This is a genomic window from Sphingobium sp. AP49 (genome assembly GCF_000281715.2).
GTDB lineage: Bacteria > Pseudomonadota > Alphaproteobacteria > Sphingomonadales > Sphingomonadaceae > Sphingobium.
This window is the reverse complement of the sequence record NZ_CP124576.1, coordinates 558,098-574,268: the sequence shown is the minus strand read 5'-3', so window position 1 is coordinate 574,268 and position 16,171 is coordinate 558,098. Positions and strand designations below refer to the sequence as shown.

The 16,171-nt window shown below is 65.8% G+C and carries 16 protein-coding genes; 12 read left to right on the top strand and 4 right to left on the bottom strand.

All coding sequences use genetic code 11. The features are described 5' to 3' along the window. The first annotated feature begins 4 nt into the window (after positions 1 to 4). The 11 genes from PMI04_RS02765 (at position 5) to dmeF (ending at position 11,287) form a co-directional block, all read left to right on the top strand. Entirely contained in the window at positions 5 to 232 is a 228-nt protein-coding gene (locus PMI04_RS02765) for a zinc-finger domain-containing protein (RefSeq protein WP_007709509.1), read from the top strand. A 180-nt stretch (positions 233 to 412) separates the two neighbouring features. After that, on the top strand, positions 413 to 1,855 hold the full coding sequence (gene tldD / locus PMI04_RS02760; RefSeq protein ID WP_007709510.1) for a metalloprotease TldD: 1,443 nt from the start codon (positions 413 to 415) through the stop codon (positions 1,853 to 1,855). Positions 1,856 to 1,944: 89 nt separating this feature from the next. Continuing rightward, positions 1,945 to 2,520, top strand: a complete 576-nt coding sequence (locus PMI04_RS02755) for a DUF924 family protein (RefSeq protein ID WP_037486362.1) — start codon at positions 1,945 to 1,947, stop codon at positions 2,518 to 2,520. Positions 2,521 to 2,676: 156 nt separating this feature from the next. After that, a complete protein-coding gene (locus PMI04_RS02750) occupies positions 2,677 to 3,015 on the top strand; it encodes a P-II family nitrogen regulator (RefSeq protein ID WP_004209785.1) in 339 nt (112 codons plus the stop codon). A 13-nt stretch (positions 3,016 to 3,028) separates the two neighbouring features. After that, positions 3,029 to 4,375 (top strand): ammonium transporter, encoded by a 1,347-nt coding sequence (locus PMI04_RS02745; RefSeq protein ID WP_007709513.1) that lies wholly within the window; start codon positions 3,029 to 3,031, stop codon positions 4,373 to 4,375. Positions 4,376 to 4,998: 623 nt separating this feature from the next. Beyond that, positions 4,999 to 6,147 carry a lycopene beta-cyclase CrtY gene (gene crtY / locus PMI04_RS02740; protein ID WP_037487151.1) on the top strand — a complete coding sequence of 383 codons (1,149 nt, stop codon included), beginning with the start codon at positions 4,999 to 5,001 and terminating at the stop codon, positions 6,145 to 6,147. After that, the gene (locus PMI04_RS02735; protein WP_007713782.1) at positions 6,147 to 7,628 is read left to right on the top strand and encodes a phytoene desaturase; all 1,482 of its coding nucleotides are present in this window, start codon (positions 6,147 to 6,149) and stop codon (positions 7,626 to 7,628) included. The genes crtY and PMI04_RS02735 overlap by 1 nt, the downstream gene beginning before the upstream one ends. Positions 7,629 to 7,659: 31 nt before the next feature. Further along, positions 7,660 to 8,241, top strand: coding sequence for a TIGR00730 family Rossman fold protein (locus PMI04_RS02730; RefSeq protein ID WP_007713780.1), 582 nt, complete (start codon positions 7,660 to 7,662; stop codon positions 8,239 to 8,241). A gap of 54 nt (positions 8,242 to 8,295) precedes the next feature. Then, positions 8,296 to 9,285 (top strand): phytoene/squalene synthase family protein, encoded by a 990-nt coding sequence (locus PMI04_RS02725; RefSeq protein WP_283184844.1) that lies wholly within the window; start codon positions 8,296 to 8,298, stop codon positions 9,283 to 9,285. A 704-nt stretch (positions 9,286 to 9,989) separates the two neighbouring features. Continuing rightward, positions 9,990 to 10,262: a metal/formaldehyde-sensitive transcriptional repressor gene (locus PMI04_RS02720; RefSeq protein ID WP_007706727.1), complete on the top strand. Its 273-nt coding sequence runs from the start codon at positions 9,990 to 9,992 to the stop codon at positions 10,260 to 10,262. Beyond that, positions 10,259 to 11,287 (top strand): CDF family Co(II)/Ni(II) efflux transporter DmeF, encoded by a 1,029-nt coding sequence (gene dmeF, locus PMI04_RS02715; protein WP_037485650.1) that lies wholly within the window; start codon positions 10,259 to 10,261, stop codon positions 11,285 to 11,287. Before PMI04_RS02720 ends, dmeF begins: the two co-directional genes overlap by 4 nt. Before the next feature lie 161 nt (positions 11,288 to 11,448). Here the strand turns inward: dmeF and PMI04_RS02710 are convergent, their stop codons facing one another. The 3 genes from PMI04_RS02710 to PMI04_RS02700 all read right to left on the bottom strand — a co-directional run bounded on the left by PMI04_RS02710 (position 11,449) and on the right by PMI04_RS02700 (position 14,195). Further along, entirely contained in the window at positions 11,449 to 11,877 is a 429-nt protein-coding gene (locus PMI04_RS02710; protein WP_007706725.1) for a TIGR01244 family sulfur transferase, read from the bottom strand. Between the two features lie 133 nt (positions 11,878 to 12,010). Then, on the bottom strand, positions 12,011 to 13,783 hold the full coding sequence (recQ, locus tag PMI04_RS02705; protein WP_007706724.1) for a DNA helicase RecQ: 1,773 nt from the start codon (positions 13,781 to 13,783) through the stop codon (positions 12,011 to 12,013). A gap of 91 nt (positions 13,784 to 13,874) precedes the next feature. Further along, positions 13,875 to 14,195, bottom strand: coding sequence for a hypothetical protein (locus tag PMI04_RS02700; protein WP_007706723.1), 321 nt, complete (start codon positions 14,193 to 14,195; stop codon positions 13,875 to 13,877). 38 nt (positions 14,196 to 14,233) lie between these two features. On the opposite strand from PMI04_RS02700, the gene PMI04_RS02695 reads away from it, so the two are divergent. Next, positions 14,234 to 15,358 carry a serine hydrolase gene (locus PMI04_RS02695; RefSeq protein ID WP_007706719.1) on the top strand — a complete coding sequence of 375 codons (1,125 nt, stop codon included), beginning with the start codon at positions 14,234 to 14,236 and terminating at the stop codon, positions 15,356 to 15,358. Here PMI04_RS02695 and PMI04_RS02690 read toward each other — a convergent pair. Continuing rightward, positions 15,355 to 16,140 carry a PhzF family phenazine biosynthesis protein gene (locus PMI04_RS02690; RefSeq protein ID WP_007706716.1) on the bottom strand — a complete coding sequence of 262 codons (786 nt, stop codon included), beginning with the start codon at positions 16,138 to 16,140 and terminating at the stop codon, positions 15,355 to 15,357. The two genes, PMI04_RS02695 and PMI04_RS02690, sit on opposite strands and share 4 nt — an antisense overlap. Between the last annotated feature and the right edge of the window lie 31 nt (positions 16,141 to 16,171).

Genomic DNA, 16,171 nt, shown 5'->3' with positions numbered 1-16,171 from the left:
TCCCATGATCCAGCCGCCCGAAATCATCCGAGTCACCAAGTCCCGCGTCTCCTGCGACGGTTCGGGTGACATTCCCGCCGCCCTTGGCCATCCGCGCGTCTTCCTGGAAATCGACGAGCATGGCTATGTCGATTGCGGCTATTGCGATCGCCGCTTCGTGCTGGCCGGCGGCGTCGCCGACAATGGTGAAATCGGCAGCAAGCCGGACATCGCCTCGGGCGCCAGTCTCTAGACCTTGATCGCTTCAGGCTGAATCGGCCTGAAGTGTGAATCAAGGTCTAAGCTAGAGAATAGCGCCTGATTCAGGTTATCGGCGGAAGCGCATCGCGCTTCCACCTCAAACGATCAGGCACTAAGGCTCGCTCTAAAATTTCCATTGGGCATCCGTCATGCCGCGCCTATATCGGGCGGCATGACCGATCTCGCTTCGCAATTCACTGACGCCCGCGGCCTGCTTTATCGCCCGGGCCTGCTCGATCCCGATGGCGCGCGGCGCCTGACCGCGCAGGCACTCAAGGCCTGCGACGATGGCGAGCTGTATCTCCAATATCGTGCCAGCGAGAGCTTCGGCTTCGACGACGGCCGCCTCAAAACCGCCGATTATTCGACCGACGCCGGTTTCGGCCTGCGCGGTGTGTCGGGCGAGATGACCGGCTTTGCCCATGCCAACGACCTCAGCGAAGCGGCAATCCGGAAGGCGGCGGAGACGCTGACCCTGCTCGATCCGGCCAAGGGCCAGCCCGCGCCGCCGCCCCAGCGCACCAACCGCCACCTCTACACCGACGCCAATCCGCTCGAACTGGTGCCCTTCGCCGAGAAGGTGACGCTATGCGCCGCAATCGACGCCGCCGCCCGCGCCCGCGACCCGCGCGTCGCGCAGGTGTCCGTCAGCCTGGCCGGTAGCTGGTCGGTGGTCGAGATCGTCCGCGCCGATGGTTTCACCGCCAGCGACATCCGCCCGCTCGTCCGCCTCAACGTCTCGGTCATCCTGGAAGAAAATGGCCGGCGCGAGACCGGCGTGTTCGGCATTGGCGGCCGCTATCTCTACGACCAGGTGATGGACCCCAAGGTCTGGAACCGCGCCATCGACGAGGCGCTGGCCCAGGCGCAGGTCAATCTCCGCTCGGTCGCCGCACCCGCCGGCGAGATGACGGTCCTGTGTGGGCCGGGATGGCCCGGTGTGCTGGTGCATGAAGCGATCGGCCATGGCCTGGAAGGCGACTTCAACCGCAAGGGCACCAGCGCCTTTTCCGGCCGCATCGGCCAGCGCGTCGCTGCCCCCGGCGTCACCGTGGTCGACGATGGCAGCATCCTCGATCGTCGCGGCTCGCTGTCGATCGACGACGAAGGCACGCCGACCCAGGAAAATGTCCTGATCGAGGACGGCATCCTCAAGGGCTATATGCAGGATCGCCTCAACGCCCGGCTGATGGGCGTGGCGCCGACGGGCAATGGCCGCCGTGAATCCTACGCCCACGCCCCGATGCCGCGCATGACCAACACCTTCATCAAGGGCGGGCAGGACGATCCGGAAGAGCTGCTGTCGCGCGTCAAGTCCGGCATCTTCGCCAAGAGCTTCGGCGGCGGTCAGGTCGACATTGTCTCGGGCAAGTTCGTCTTCTCCTGCACCGAAGCCTACAAGGTCGAGAATGGCAAGCTCACCGATCCGATCAAGGGTGCAACCCTGATCGGCGATGGCCCGACCGCGCTCACGAAGGTGATTGGCATCGGCCATGACTGGGCGCTGGACGAAGGCATCGGCATGTGCGGCAAGGGTGGCCAGAGCGTCCCCGCCGGCGTCGGCCAGCCGACACTGCTGCTGGAAGGCCTTACGGTCGGCGGTACCGCCGCCTGACCCGCTCCGCTCCGTGGTAGCGCGGCAAGCTGACGCAGCGCTGCCACGGGCCGAGGAACCCTTGGCCTTTTCCGGCACTTATCAAGGTCATGAACATGCTGACCGACAGCCATGATGCCGTGACCGCCGACTGGGCGGCCGCCCTGCTCGACTTCTGGTTCAACCAGGTGGGCGAGAAAGGCTGGTACAGCCATGATCCGGCGCTCGACCAGCATTGCGTCGATCGGTTTGCCGTCCTGTGGAACGAAAAGCGGGCATTTGCCCCCGAAACCTTCCTCGACCGCGCCGACGATGCCCTCGCCGCCGTGCTGCTGTTCGACCAATTGCCCCGCAACATGTTCCGCGGCCAGGCGCAGGCTTTTGCCAGCGACGGGCTCGCCCGTAATGTGGCGCGCGGCGCCATTGCTCTGGGCTATGACGTCCAGATCGGCGGCGCTGGCCGGCTCTTCTTCTACATGCCCTTCCAGCATAGTGAGGATCTGGCCGACCAGGAACTGTCGCTAGCGCTGTTCGAGGGCGCCGGCGACGTCCAGTCGCTCGACTTCGCGCGCCAACATCACGCAACCATCGCGCGCTTTGGCCGTTTCCCTCATCGCAACGCCGCGCTCGGCCGCGCCACCCTGCCCGCCGAGGCGGCAGCGGTCGTCGAAGGATCGCAATGGTAGGCGGGAACATGCCTGTTTTTTAGGCACGCCTGCGCATCTGCACATTTTTTCGGCGGCGCAACAATCTCCCCTAGTGGAAATTCCGCGTTAATGCGTCATTAGCAAATTGGCACGCCTCTTGCTGGTAGTCGTCCGCACACCAAATAAGGGGGCGACATGAAACTTGTCATGGCTATCATCAAGCCGTTCAAGCTTGACGATGTCCGCGAGGCTCTTTCCTCGCTTGGCATCGCCGGTATGACGGTCAGCGAAGTGAAGGGCTTTGGTCGCCAGAAGGGCCAGACCGAAATCTATCGCGGCGCCGAATATTCCACCAACATGGTTCCCAAGATCAAGATCGAGGTGGTCTGCGATGACGACCTCGCGCCGCGCGTGGTGGAAGCGACGCAGGCCGCCGCCAATTCGGGCGCCATCGGCGATGGCAAGATCTTCGTCCTCGATGTCGGCCAGGCCGTGCGCATCCGCACCGGCGAGACCGGCGAAACCGCGCTGTAAGAAGGGGGGAATAATGACCTTTTCCAAGAAATTCTGCGGCGCGCTGGGGGCTGGTGGCCTCTCGCTGTTCGCCGCGCTGCCCGCCTGGGCACAGGACGCGGCCGCGCCGGCCGCGACCGTGGACAAGGGCGATACCGCCTGGATGATGACCTCGACCATCCTGGTCCTGGCGATGATCCTGCCGGGCCTCGCCCTGTTCTATGGCGGTCTCGTCCGCAGCAAGAACATGCTCTCGGTGATGACGCAGATCGGCGCCGCCGCCTGTCTCGCCATGCTGATCTGGGTCATGTATGGCTATTCGATGGCCTTCGGCCCCGATTATACCAGCGGCCTCTCCAACTTCATCTCGACCTTCGACAAGGCCTTCCTGAAGGGCATCACGCCCGCTTCGCAGGCCGCAACCTTCACCGCCGGCGTCGAGATCCCGGAATATGTCTTCGTCTCCTTCCAGATGACCTTCGCCGCGATCACCGTCGCGCTGGTGCTGGGTTCGGTGGTCGAACGCATCAAATTCTCGGCCGTGATGGTCTTTGCCGCCGTGTGGCTGACGATCGTCTATTTCCCGATCGCGCACATGGTCTGGGCCGCTTCGGGCTATTTCTTCAAGGCCGGCGCGCTCGATTTCGCGGGCGGTACCGTCGTCCACATCAATGCGGGCGTTTCGGCTCTGGTGGCCTGCATCATCCTGGGCAAGCGTATCGGCTATCCCAAGGAACCGATGGCCCCGCACAGCCTGACGCTGACCGCCGTCGGCACCGGCCTGCTGTGGGTCGGCTGGTTCGGCTTCAACGCCGGTTCGGCACTCGAAGCCAATGGCTCGGCGGCTCTCGCGATGATCAACACCTTCGTCGCCACCGCATCGGCCGGTCTGTTCTGGATGCTTGCCGAAAAGGTCAATGGCCACAAGGGTTCGGCTCTGGGCTTCTGCTCGGGCATCATCGCCGGCCTCGTCGCGGTCACGCCGGCCGCCGGCAACTCGGGTCCGTTCGGTGCGATCGTCCTGGGCGCCGTCGCCTCGATCGTCTGCTTCTATGCCGTCACCGTGCTCAAGCCCAAGCTTGGCTATGACGACAGCCTGGACGCCTTCGGCATCCACGGCATCGGCGGCATGATCGGCGCCATCGGCACCGCGATCGTCTACTCGCCCGCCCTGGGTGGTCCCGGCGCGGAAGATTATGAAATCGGCGCCAAGCTGCTCGTCCAGATCGAAGCGGTCGCCGTGACCATCATCTGGGCCTCGATCGGCACCGCCATCGCTATCTTCATCGCCAAGGCCATCACCGGCCTGCGGGTCAGCCAGGAGGTCGAATATGAAGGCCTCGACCTCGGCGAACATGGCGAGCGCGCCTATAATTACTGAGATTGGCAGGGCGGCCCGCCAAACGGGCAAGGGCCGCCCGCCTCACCTTGTTCCTCCTGCGAACATGCCTTGGGGTCGGTACGAAAGTACCGGCCCTATTTTTATCCACCGGGCAGATGGCGAGATCGAACCTGGCGGGTCCGGCAAGGGCCACCCCCCACCGTCACCCCGGCCTCAAGCCGGGGTCCCGCTTCTTTATCTGTTGCGAGGACAAGCGGGATGCCGGGTCACGCCCGGCATGAAGGATATAGGGATGGCGGCTGGCAACCGGAAGTTGCCCTCACCATCATCGTCACCCTGAACTTGTTTCCGGGTCCATTTTTCCTAATGCGCCAATGGCCTGTTGGGCCTGATAGATGCTGAAACAAGTTCAGCATGACGTTGGTGAAATGGCGGAACGCCAACTCTCTCCTGCCCCTTTTATCTTCTCCGCGGCTCCGCGCGAAAATGAATCGCCCGGACGCGCGGAGAGAGAGGGAATGACGGCTCTCCACCTTAATCTGTCATCTCAACGATTTCGGCTGGCGTGGCGGGATCGGCGAGCGGTCGGGAAGCCCCCTTCTCAGCCGTAGCGCCTGTCCGTCCCGCTTTGCCTTTGGTGTCGGCGTCGCTAACAGGGGAGGGTGGCTGATCTGGAATGCGATCTTGCGATTATGGGCGGGGGCCTTGCCGGGGGGCTGATCGCGCTTGCCTTTGCCGATCGGCGGCCGGGTACGCGCATCCTGTTGATCGAGCAGGCCGATCATGTCGGTGGCAATCATATCTGGTCCTTCTTCGACGGCGATGTCGAAGCGCGCGATCGCTGGCTGATCGATCCGCTGGTCAGCAGCCGCTGGTCGCAGGGGCATGAAGTGCGCTTTCCCGGCTATCGGCGGCAGCTCGACACACCCTATAACAGCATCGCCTCCCCCCGCCTCGACGCGCATGTGCGGGCGGCGCTGGGCGATCGGCTGCTGACCGGCGCGCGCGTGGCAGCGATCGGCCGGCAATCTCTGATGCTGGAGGACGGGCGGCGGATCAACGCCCATGCGATGATCGACGCGCGCGGGGCGGGCGACCTGTCGGCGCTGCGTTGCGGTTGGCAGAAATTCGTCGGGCAGACGCTGCGGCTGGCGCAGCCGCACGGGATCGCGCGGCCGATCATCATGGACGCGACGGTCGAACAGATCGACGGCTATCGCTTCGTCTATCTGCTGCCGCGCGATGCCCGGACGATCTTTGTCGAGGACACCTATTATAGCGACGAGCCGGAACTGGACGCAGCGGGAATCGCGGACCGGATCGCCGCCTATGCGCAGGCGCAGGGCTGGCAGGTGGAGAAACTTATCCACAGCGAGAGCGGCGTGCTGCCGGTGGTGCATGGCGGCGATTTCGATCGATACTGGCCGGTCGATGACCCGATGGCGCGGGCCGGGGTGAAGGCTGGGCTGTTCCAGCCGATGACCGGTTACTCGCTGCCCGATGCCGTCCGATTCGCGGCCTGGCTGGTGGAGCAGCCCTTGAAGGGCCTGCCGGCGGCGACGCGGACCTATGCTGCGGCGCACTGGAAGAAGGGGCTTTATTATCGGCTGCTTGGCCGAATGCTCTTCGGCGCTGCGGCGCCGGACCAGCGCTGGCGCATCTTTGCGCGCTTCTATCGGTTGCGGCCGGCGCTGATCCAGCGCTTCTATGCCGGGCGATCGACCATCGCCGATCGCATCCGCATCTTGTGCGGGCGTCCACCCGTGCGCATAAGGGGCGCCATGCGCGCATTGTTGAACCCACCCGCCTGATGGAGCGGAAAGCGATTGTCATCGGCGCCGGCTTTGGCGGCCTGGCGCTGGCCATCCGGCTGCAGTCGGCCGGGGTGGCGACCACCCTGATCGAGGCGCGCGACCGGCCGGGTGGCCGCGCCTATATGTGGGAGAAGGACGGCTTCACCTTCGACGCGGGTCCGACGGTCATCACCGACCCCGCCTGCCTCGCCGAACTGTGGCGCCTGTCGGGCCATGACATGGCGCAGGATGTCAGCCTGGTACCGGTATCGCCCTTCTACCGGCTCAACTGGCGTGACGGCACCAATTTCGACTATTCCAATGACGAGTTGGCACTGCGCGCGCAGATCGCCAAGCTCAATCCCGAGGATGTCGCGGGCTATGAGCGGTTCCTCGACTATGCTGACGGCGTGTACGAGGAGGGCTATCGCAAGCTCGGCTCGGTTGCCTTTCTCGATTTCGCCTCGATGATCAAGGCGGGGCCAAGCCTGGCCAAATATCAGGCCTGGCGATCGGTCTATTCGATCGTGTCGAGCCATGTGAAGGATGAGAAGCTGCGCCAGGCTTTGTCCTTCCACAGCCTGCTGGTCGGCGGCAATCCGATGACGACCAGCGGCATCTATGCCCTGATCCACAAGCTGGAGAAGGATGGCGGGGTGTGGTTCGCCAAGGGCGGGACCAATCGGCTGGTGCAGGGCATGGCGACCCATTTCGAGCGGCTGGGCGGCGTGCTGCGGCTGGGCGATGCCGTCGTCGAGATCGAGACCCATGGCGACCGGGCGGTGGCGGTGCGCACCGCGTCGGGCTGGCGCGGGGAGGCGGATGCGATCGCCAGCAATGGCGACCTGATGCACAGCTATCGCGACCTGCTGGGCCATCATCCGCGCGGACAGAAGCAGGCGGAAAAGCTGCAGCACAAGAAATGGTCGCCCAGCCTGTTCGTGCTGCATTTCGGCATCAAGGGTAGTTGGCCGGGCATCCCGCACCATATGATCCTGTTCGGCCCGCGCTATGAGGGGCTGCTGACCGATATCTACAGCCATGGCGTGCTGCCGGCCGATTTCTCGCTCTATCTGCATCACCCGACCGTGACCGACCCGTCGATGGCGCCGGAAGGACATTCGACCTTCTATGCACTCGCCCCGGTACCGCACATGGGCAAGCTGCCGATCGACTGGGACCGCTTCGCGCCGGCCTATGCCGAGCGTATCCTGGACGAGATCCAGCATCGGCTGATCCCCGACATCCGGTCGCGCATCGTGACCCAGTTTCATTATGCGCCCACCGATTTCGGCCGCGATCTCAATGCCCATCTGGGCAGCGGCTTCAGCCTGGAGCCGCTGCTGACCCAAAGCGCCTGGTTCCGCGCCCATAATCGCGACGATGTCATTCCCAACCTTTATCTGGTAGGGGCCGGCACCCATCCCGGCGCGGGCATCCCCGGCGTGGTGGGCAGCGCCAAGGCGACCGCGGCGCTGATGCTGCAGGACATGGCTTGAGGAGCGCGCGACGCTTCGGGACTGGAAGATGATGAAAAGACTGGCTGTTTATTGCGGTTCGGCGACGCCGGCCGACCTCACCTATATCGACGCGGCGCGCCATGTCGGCCGTACCCTGGCACAGCGCGGCATCGGCGTCGTCTATGGCGGCGGGCGGCTGGGCCTGATGGGCGCGGTGGCGGACGCGGCGCTGGAAGCGGGCGGCGAGGTGATCGGCGTGATCCCCGAGGCGCTGGTCGGCGCCGAAGTCGCGCATCGCGGCTGCACCGAACTGCACGTGGTCGAGACCATGCACCAGCGCAAGCAGTTCTTCACCGACCTGTCGGACGGCTTCGTCACCATTCCGGGCGGCGTCGGCACGATGGACGAGCTGTGGGAAGCGATCAGCTGGGCGCAGCTGGGCTATCACAACAAGCCGGTCGGCCTGCTCAACGTCGCGGGCTTCTATGACCAGCTGATCGGTTTCAACCGGCAGATGGTGGACGCCGGCTTCATCCGGCCGCAGCATGCCGGCATCATGATCCATGATGACAGCATCGAGGCGCTGCTGGACCAGATGGCCGCGTATAAGCCGCATGAGACGATCTTCGCGATGAAGGCCGCACGGCTCTGAAATAATATTCCCCTCCCGCTTGCGGGAGGGGTTTGGGGAGGGCATGTCCGCTTCATGGACTTAACAGGCCCTCCCCCGGCCCCTCCCGCAGGCAGGAGGGGAGAATGGAATCGCCCCGCCCTGGTCGCCCATGCCCGCGACAGCATCGCGCGGGGTTCCAAAAGCTTTGCCATGGCGTCGAAGCTGTTCGACCGAGTGACGCGCGAGCGGGCCTGGCTGCTCTATGCCTGGTGCCGCAAATGCGACGATATCGCCGATGGGCAGGACCATGGCGGGACGATGCGGGGCGTTGCCGACGGGCAGGCGCGGCTGTCGACGCTGCGGGTGCTGACCGATGCGGCGCTGCGCGGCGATCCGACCGGCGACCCGGCCTTTGACGGCTTTGGCGTCGTCATGCGCGAATGCGCGATCCCGCACCGCTTTGCCCATGACCTGCTGGAGGGATTTGCGCTCGACGCGCGTGACTGGCGGCCGCGCAGCGAGGCCGACATGCTGCGCTATTGCTATCATGTCGCGGGCGCCGTGGGCTGCATGATGGCGGTGCTGATGGGCGTCGATCCCGATGACGAGGCGACGCTGGACCGGGCCTGTGACTTGGGCATCGCCTTTCAGCTCGCCAATATCGCCCGCGACATCAGCGAGGATGAGATAGCCGATCGCTGTTACCTGCCGGTCGAATGGCTGGTGGAAATGGACATGCCGCCCGGCGAGCATATGAAGCCCTGGCTGCGGCCGCGCCTAGCGCTGCTGGGGCGGCGGCTGGCCGATATGGCGGCCGCCTATGAGGACAGCGCGCGCCATGGCACCGGCGCGCTGCCGGCGCGGGCGGCCTGGGCGGTGCTGGCGGCGGCCGGCATCTATGGCGACATCGCGCGCGAAGTGGCGCGGCGGGGCGAGCATGCCTGGGACCATCGCGTGGTGACGCCGGGGCGCGAGAAGCTAGGCTGGGTGATCCGCGCGGGCCGACAGGTGCCAGGGCGGGCGCGACGCTGGCCGGCCGATGCGGCGCGGTCTGCCGGGCTGTGGACACGACCGACTGTCTGATTGGGGTAGAGAGCCATCATTCCCTCTCTCCGCGCGTCCGGACGATTCATTTTTGCGCGGAGCCGCGAAGAACGCGGAGAAGATAAAAGGGGCAGGAGAGAGTTGGCGTTCCGCCATTTCACCAACGTCATGCTGAACTTGTTTCAGCATCTATCAGGCCCAACAGGCCATTGGCGCATTAGGAAAAATGGACCCGGAAACAAGTTCAGGGTGACGATGATGGTGAGGGCAACTTCCGGTCGTTAGTTGCCATCTCCTCGTCCGTCATACCGGGCTTGACCCGGCATCCCGCTTTTTCTCGTAACGGACCGAGAAGCGGAGTCTCTTCTTAAACCCGCTCCAACCCTGCTGGCCTTCGCTTTCCTACTCGGCCTTTTTCTGATCCACCTTGGGCGATGGACGCCCGGCCCTCTTTCCAGCCCTTGCCGCCAGCCGGTTGTCGCCCGACCGGCGCGCGAGTGTCGCTTCCTTGTCGCCTCGTTGTCCTCCCCCTGTCGCGTCGCAGGCGCGTCATCATGACCCGATTGTCGCGCGCCTGTCGCTTCACCGGCGCGGGACAGGCGCTTGGCCGGCGCGTTGGCCCGAAATCACCCGCACGACACTGTGAACTTCGACTGTCGCGTCGGTTCAGGGCTCCGATTGGCATTCCCGCCCCATCCCCCACGCCTTGCGCCACTTATCCACATAGTATAGGGGGGTACCCTATGCACATCATCGCGGATCGGGACAAATTGCTGGCGCGGGTGCGCCGCATCGCGGGGCAGGTGAACGCCGTCGAGCGCCAGTTGGCGGGCGACGCCGGCTGCTCGGAAACACTCCAACTGGTCGCCTCGGTGCGCGGCGCGGTCGGCAGCCTGATGGAGGAACTGATCGAGCAGCATATGCGCGAACATGTCGCCCGCCCCGGCCTGACCGATGAAGAACGGGCCGCCGCCACGGAAGAAATGCTGGCGCTGATCCGCCGCTACGGGAAATGACGATGCACGACGATCACGCCCATGGGCACCATCATCATGGTGCCGGCTGCAGCCATGACCACGCCCATGCTTCTGCCCCGGCCGCGCCGCCGCCGATCGATGACGATGGCGAGGAACGCCATTATTTCGACCATATCTATCTGAGCGCCGGGCATGACAAGAATGCCAAACGCACCCTCTGGGTCGTCTGGCTGACCGCCGCGACCATGGTGGTGGAAATCGCCTTCGGCTGGATCACCGGATCGATGGCGCTGCTGGCCGACGGTTTCCACATGGCGACCCATGCCGGCGCACTGGCCGTGGCCGCCGCCGCCTACAGCTATGCCAGGCGCCATGCCCGCAACCCGCGCTACACCTTCGGCACCGGCAAGGTCGGTGACCTGTCCGGCTTCGCTTCGGCGCTGCTGTTGCTGCTGACTGCGCTCTTCATCGCGATCGAATCCGGCATGCGCCTGTTCGAGCCGGTGCAGGTCGCCTTTGGCGAGGCGACGCTGGTCGCGGTCGTCGGCCTGGTCATCAACCTGGTCAGCGCCCTGCTGCTCGGCCACGATCACAGCCATGATCATGGCCATTCGCACGGCCATACGCATGACGATCATGATCACGACCACAAGAGCGGCCATGCCGACAATAATCTGCGCGCCGCCTATGTCCATGTGCTGACCGATGCGCTGACGTCGGTGCTGGCGATCGCCGCGCTGCTGGCCGGCCGCTATCTTGGCTGGTGGTGGCTCGATCCGGCGGTCGGCCTGCTCGGCGCGGCGGTCATCGCGCGCTGGGCCTGGGGCCTGATGAAGGATACCGCAGCGATCCTGCTCGACACCGCCGAACCCGCGCTGATGGCTCGGGTGCGCGGGTTGGTCGAAGCCGAAGGCGCCACCATCCGCGACCTCCATGTCTGGCGCATCGGCCCGCACGCCCATGCCGCGATCATCAGCCTCGCCCCCGGCGCCGACGGCGCCAGGGTCCGCGAACGGGTGCGCAGCCTGCCGCGCATGGAGCATGTCACGGTGGAGTGCAGCTGAACGCCGCCATCTGTCCTACAAAGCCCGGCCTAGTTAGGCTGCGCCCGGCTCTTTCCCATCGTCCGGCGCGCCCATCTCCTCGCAAGATGATTTCCTACCGGAGCAAGATAAAGTCGAAATGTGCGGGAAATATGCGAAGTTAAGCGACCGCAATCCTATTTTCAGGCGGGCTTCAAGGCATCCATGATCTGACGCACCGGCGTCAGGTCGTAGCCGGCCGCCTCGGCCTGGGCGGCCAGCACATTGGCATTGTCGCCCGCCCGCGCCCGGGTCAGCGCCCACAGCAGGGTGCTGCGCGTGCCCGACCGGCAATAGGCCAGGATCTTGCCCTCGCCCGCCTGCTCGATCGCGGCGGCCATGCCGTCGAGCTGCCAGGGGGCAAAGCCGCCATGGGCGACCGGCACGGCGGCATAGGCGACGCCGGCGTCGATCGCCGCCGCCTCGACCGCAGCGCCGTTGGTCTGGCCCGGCTCCTCGTCATCGGGGCGGTTGTTGATGATCATGGTCACGCCCAGCGCCTTGGCGGTCTCGACCTGATCGACGCTGATCTGGGGCGAGACATAGAGGCGATCGGTTAGCTGGCGGAACATGGGCAAATCTCCTTCGCCCCCGCCATGCGCCCGCCCGTCCCAGGATTCAAGCGTCTGCACGCCCAACCGGCATCGATGCCCCGCCATCCGTTCGTTTCGAGCCCGTCGAGAAACGGGGCCACAAGCTCAGCCGCTACAGATAGGGCCGGATCGCCGCCAGGAAAGCATCACCATAGGCGTCCAGCTTCTTCTGCCCGACGCCGCTCACCATGCCCAGCTCATGGATGGTCGCGGGCCGCTGCTCCGCCATTTCGCGCAGCGTCGAATCATGGAAGATGACATAGGGCGGCACCCCTGCCTCCTGCGCCAGTTCACGGCGACAGGTGCGCAGCGCATCGAACAGCGGATCGCCGATCGGATTGGCATCGCTGCCATTACGGGCATTGCGCTTCTTCCGCTCGCGCCGCGGCGGCACCAGGATGCGCACCTCTTCCTCGCCGCGCAGGATCGGCCGGGCATTCGGCCCCAGCATCAGCCCGCCATGCTCGGTCGTCTCCAGCGCGTCCCGCACCAGCAGCGCGCGCGACACCGGCCGCAGCAGCGCCGTCTCGTCGCCATCGACAATGCCATGGACCGATATCTTGTCATGCCCGCGCTCGCGAATCTTGTCGGTGACGGCGCCACTCAGCACCGCCTCGATATGGCCCGCGCCAAAGCTCTGGCCGGTGCGATAGACCGCCGACAGATATTTGCGTGCCGTTTCGGTGGCATCAACGCTGGCCGGCGGGGTCAGGCAATTGTCGCAATTGCCGCAGGTCGCCGGCGGATCTTCACCGAAATGCCGCAGCAGGATCGCCCGGCGACAGGTCGCCGTCTCGACCAGCGCCCCAAGCGCCGCGATCCGCGCCCGCTCGCCCTGCTGGCGCGCCGGTTCCAGCTCCATGATGCGCTGGCGGGCACGGGCGAAATCCTCCGCCCCCCAGAAGAGATGCGCGACCGCCGGTTCGCCATCGCGGCCGGCGCGGCCCGATTCCTGATAATAGCCCTCGATCGACTTGGGCAGGCCGGCATGGGCGACGAAGCGCACGTCGGGCTTGTCGATCCCCATGCCAAAGGCGACGGTGGCGACCATCACCATATCCTCGCTGGCGATGAAGGCGGCCTGATTGCGGGCGCGCACCGCCGGATCGAGCCCGGCATGATAGGCGCGCACCGCCCGGCCGCCGCGCCCCAGCGTCTCGGCCAGCTTCTCGGTCGCGGCGCGGGTCGGCGCATAGACGACGCCCGGTCCGGGATTGGCGGCCAGCAGGTCGGCCAGCTGGCGGGTGAGGCCATCGCGCGGATGGACGGCATAGCGGATATTGGGCCGGTCGAAGCCGGAGATGATGAGGCCATCCTCGGGAATGCCGAGCTGGACCAATATGTCCTTGCGGGTATGCGCGTCCGCCGTGGCCGTCAGCGCCAGGCGCGGGACATCGGGAAACTCATCGAGCAGCGGCCGCAGCAGCCGATAGTCGGGGCGGAAATCATGCCCCCATTCGGACACGCAATGCGCTTCGTCGATCGCGAACAGGGCGACCTTCGCCGACCGCAGCAGATTGCGGAACCCTTCGCCGCTCGCCCGTTCCGGCGCGACATAGAGCAGGTCCAGCTCGCCATTGCGGAGGCGATCCTGCGTCTCGCGCCAGTCGGCATCGACGCTGGTCAGGCTGGCGGCGCGGATGCCCACGGCGGTCGCGGCGCGCAGTTGGTCGTGCATCAGCGCGATCAGCGGCGAGACGACGACGCAGCAACCGTCTAGCGCCACCGCCGGCAACTGGTAGCAGAGCGACTTGCCCGCGCCGGTCGGCATGATCGCCAGGGTCGGCTGCCCCGCCATGACCCGGCCGACCACCTGTTCCTGCACCCCGCGAAACGTCGTGAAGCCGAAAATATCGTGGAGCAGCGTGGGAATGTCGCGGGGCATGGACCGGCCTTAGCGACTCAGGGCCACAGGTGCCAGTGGCGCGGAGTGTCTGTTTGAGATGCGCCATCCGGCGCATTCCGGCACCAGCCCTCTACCCCACCGGATCGAGCAGACAGCCCCAGCCCGGCTTGAAGCGCGCGGTACGCGACGCCAGCAACGGCACATGGGCCTCGACAGCCCGTTCCTCCGGCTTGTCGGTCAGCCGCACCATCGCCATGCCCGGTTCCTTGTCGCCTTGGCAGTTCCCCATAGCACGCCCCTCGACATAGCGGCAGGAACAGGTCAGCCGCGCGCCATAGGCCGACCCCAACTGCGCCTGTGCGCGCAAGGTCGACCAGTTCCACGCCAGCGCGACCAGCAGCGCGACGACAATCACCGCCGCGACGATCCACCATTTACCACGAACCGCCATGGCCCTTCTTCGCGCCTCCATGCTAAGGGCGCCGGCTTATGCAGATCGAGAAGCGAATCGTAAAGCGCCTTGCCATGGGTGCCGGACTGGTGGCGCTCGTCCTGGCCGGCACGCTGGCGGGGCGCGCCGCCCATGCACCCGAACCCGTCTACACGGTCGATACCGATGCGGTGGTCAGCGCCAGCGCACTGCGCGGCGCGATCGATCCGCTGTTCGACGACAAGGAAATGGGTGAAACCCGCGCCTTGCTGGTGATGCGCGACGGCAAGGTGATCGCACAACGCTATGCCCCCGGCATCACCCCCGACACGAAATTGCTATCCTGGTCGATGGCCAAGAGCGTGACCGCGGTGCTGGTCGGCCTGATGGTGTCGGACGGACGACTGGCGCTCGATTCGCCGGTGCCGGTCGCGGCCTGGAGCCAGCCGGGCGATCCGCGTGGCCGCATCACCCTGCGCCAACTATTGTCGATGACATCGGGCCTCGACCATGCCGAAGATGGCGAGCCGATTACCGACGGCGATACCGTCCGCATGCTGTTCATGGACGGCGCGCAGGACATGGCGGCCTATGCCGAATCCAAGCCGCTGGCGCATGTTCCGGGCGAGACATTCTCCTACTCCACCGGCAGCACGATGATCCTGTCGGACCTGATGACGCGGATGCTGACCAACAGCGATGATCCCGACATGCGCCGCCGGGCGATGCAGATGTTCATCGACGGCCGGCTGAAGGCGCCGGGCAAGCTCGCTAGCCTCACCCCCGAATATGACGCCCATGGCACGCTGATCGGCGGGTCGATGATGCACATGACCGCACGCGACTATGGTCGCTTCGGCGAATTGCTGCGCAACCATGGCCGCTCGCCCGTCGGCCATCAGATCGTGCCGGAAAAATGGGTCGACTATATGCGCGCGCCATCGACCCGGAACGCGGCCTATGGCGCGCATCTCTGGCTCAACCGGGACAGCAGCGAGAGCGCGCTGATGCCGGGCCTGGCCTCCGCCAGCCTGTTCGGCTGCGTCGGCCATAACGGCCAATATATATTGGTCGCGCCCGGCCAGCGGCTGACGATCGTGCGGATCGGCATGTCGCCGAAAAGGGAACAACGCACCGCCGTGAAGGCGCAACTGGCCCGGCTGATCGGCCTCTTCCCCGGTTAAAGGGTGAATATGCCCTCGATGACCGTGCGACAGGCGCCGGTCATCACCACCCGCTCGCCCTCCAGCCGGCAGCCCAGCCGCCCGCCGCGCGCCGACGCCTGATAGGCGCTGATCGCAGTCTTGCCGAGGCGCTCCGTCCAATAGGGCGTCAGCAGGCCATGGGCCGATCCGGTCACCGGATCCTCGTCGATGCCGCCGCCGGGCACGAAGACGCGGCTGATGATGTCGCTGTCGTCGCCCGGCGCGGTCGCCATCAGCAGATTGTCGCCCAGCTTGCGCAGGGTCGCGAAATCGGGTTCCAGCGCGCGGATCGCTGCCGCATCGCGATAGACGAAAATCGCATAGCCGCCATCGCGCCAGCGCGTCTCGACGATGTCGCCGCCCATCCCCGCCGCCAGTTCCGGCAGGGGCTTGGGATCGCTGGTCCAGGCCGGCAGCGACAGCTCATATCCCTCGCCCGCACGGGTCACGGTCAGCACCCCGGCATGGCGGGTGCGAAAGCGGATGGTCTCACCCTGCATCAGCACATGGCCGCTCGCCAGCGTGGCATGGCCGCACAGCTTCACCTCGACCGCCGGGGTGAACCAGCGCAGCGCATAATCGGCCTCTGCGTCGTCCGGCGTCGGCACGGTAAAGGCGGTTTCGGACAGGTTGTTTTCCGCCGCGATCGCCTGCAGCACCGCATCGTCGAGCCAGGCGTCGAGCGGCATCACCGCCGCCGGATTGCCGGTAAAGGGCGCGTCGGCAAAGGCGTCGACCTGGGTGAAGCGAAGGCGGGTCATGGGCGATACTCCTGATGGATCGCCGCCTTCA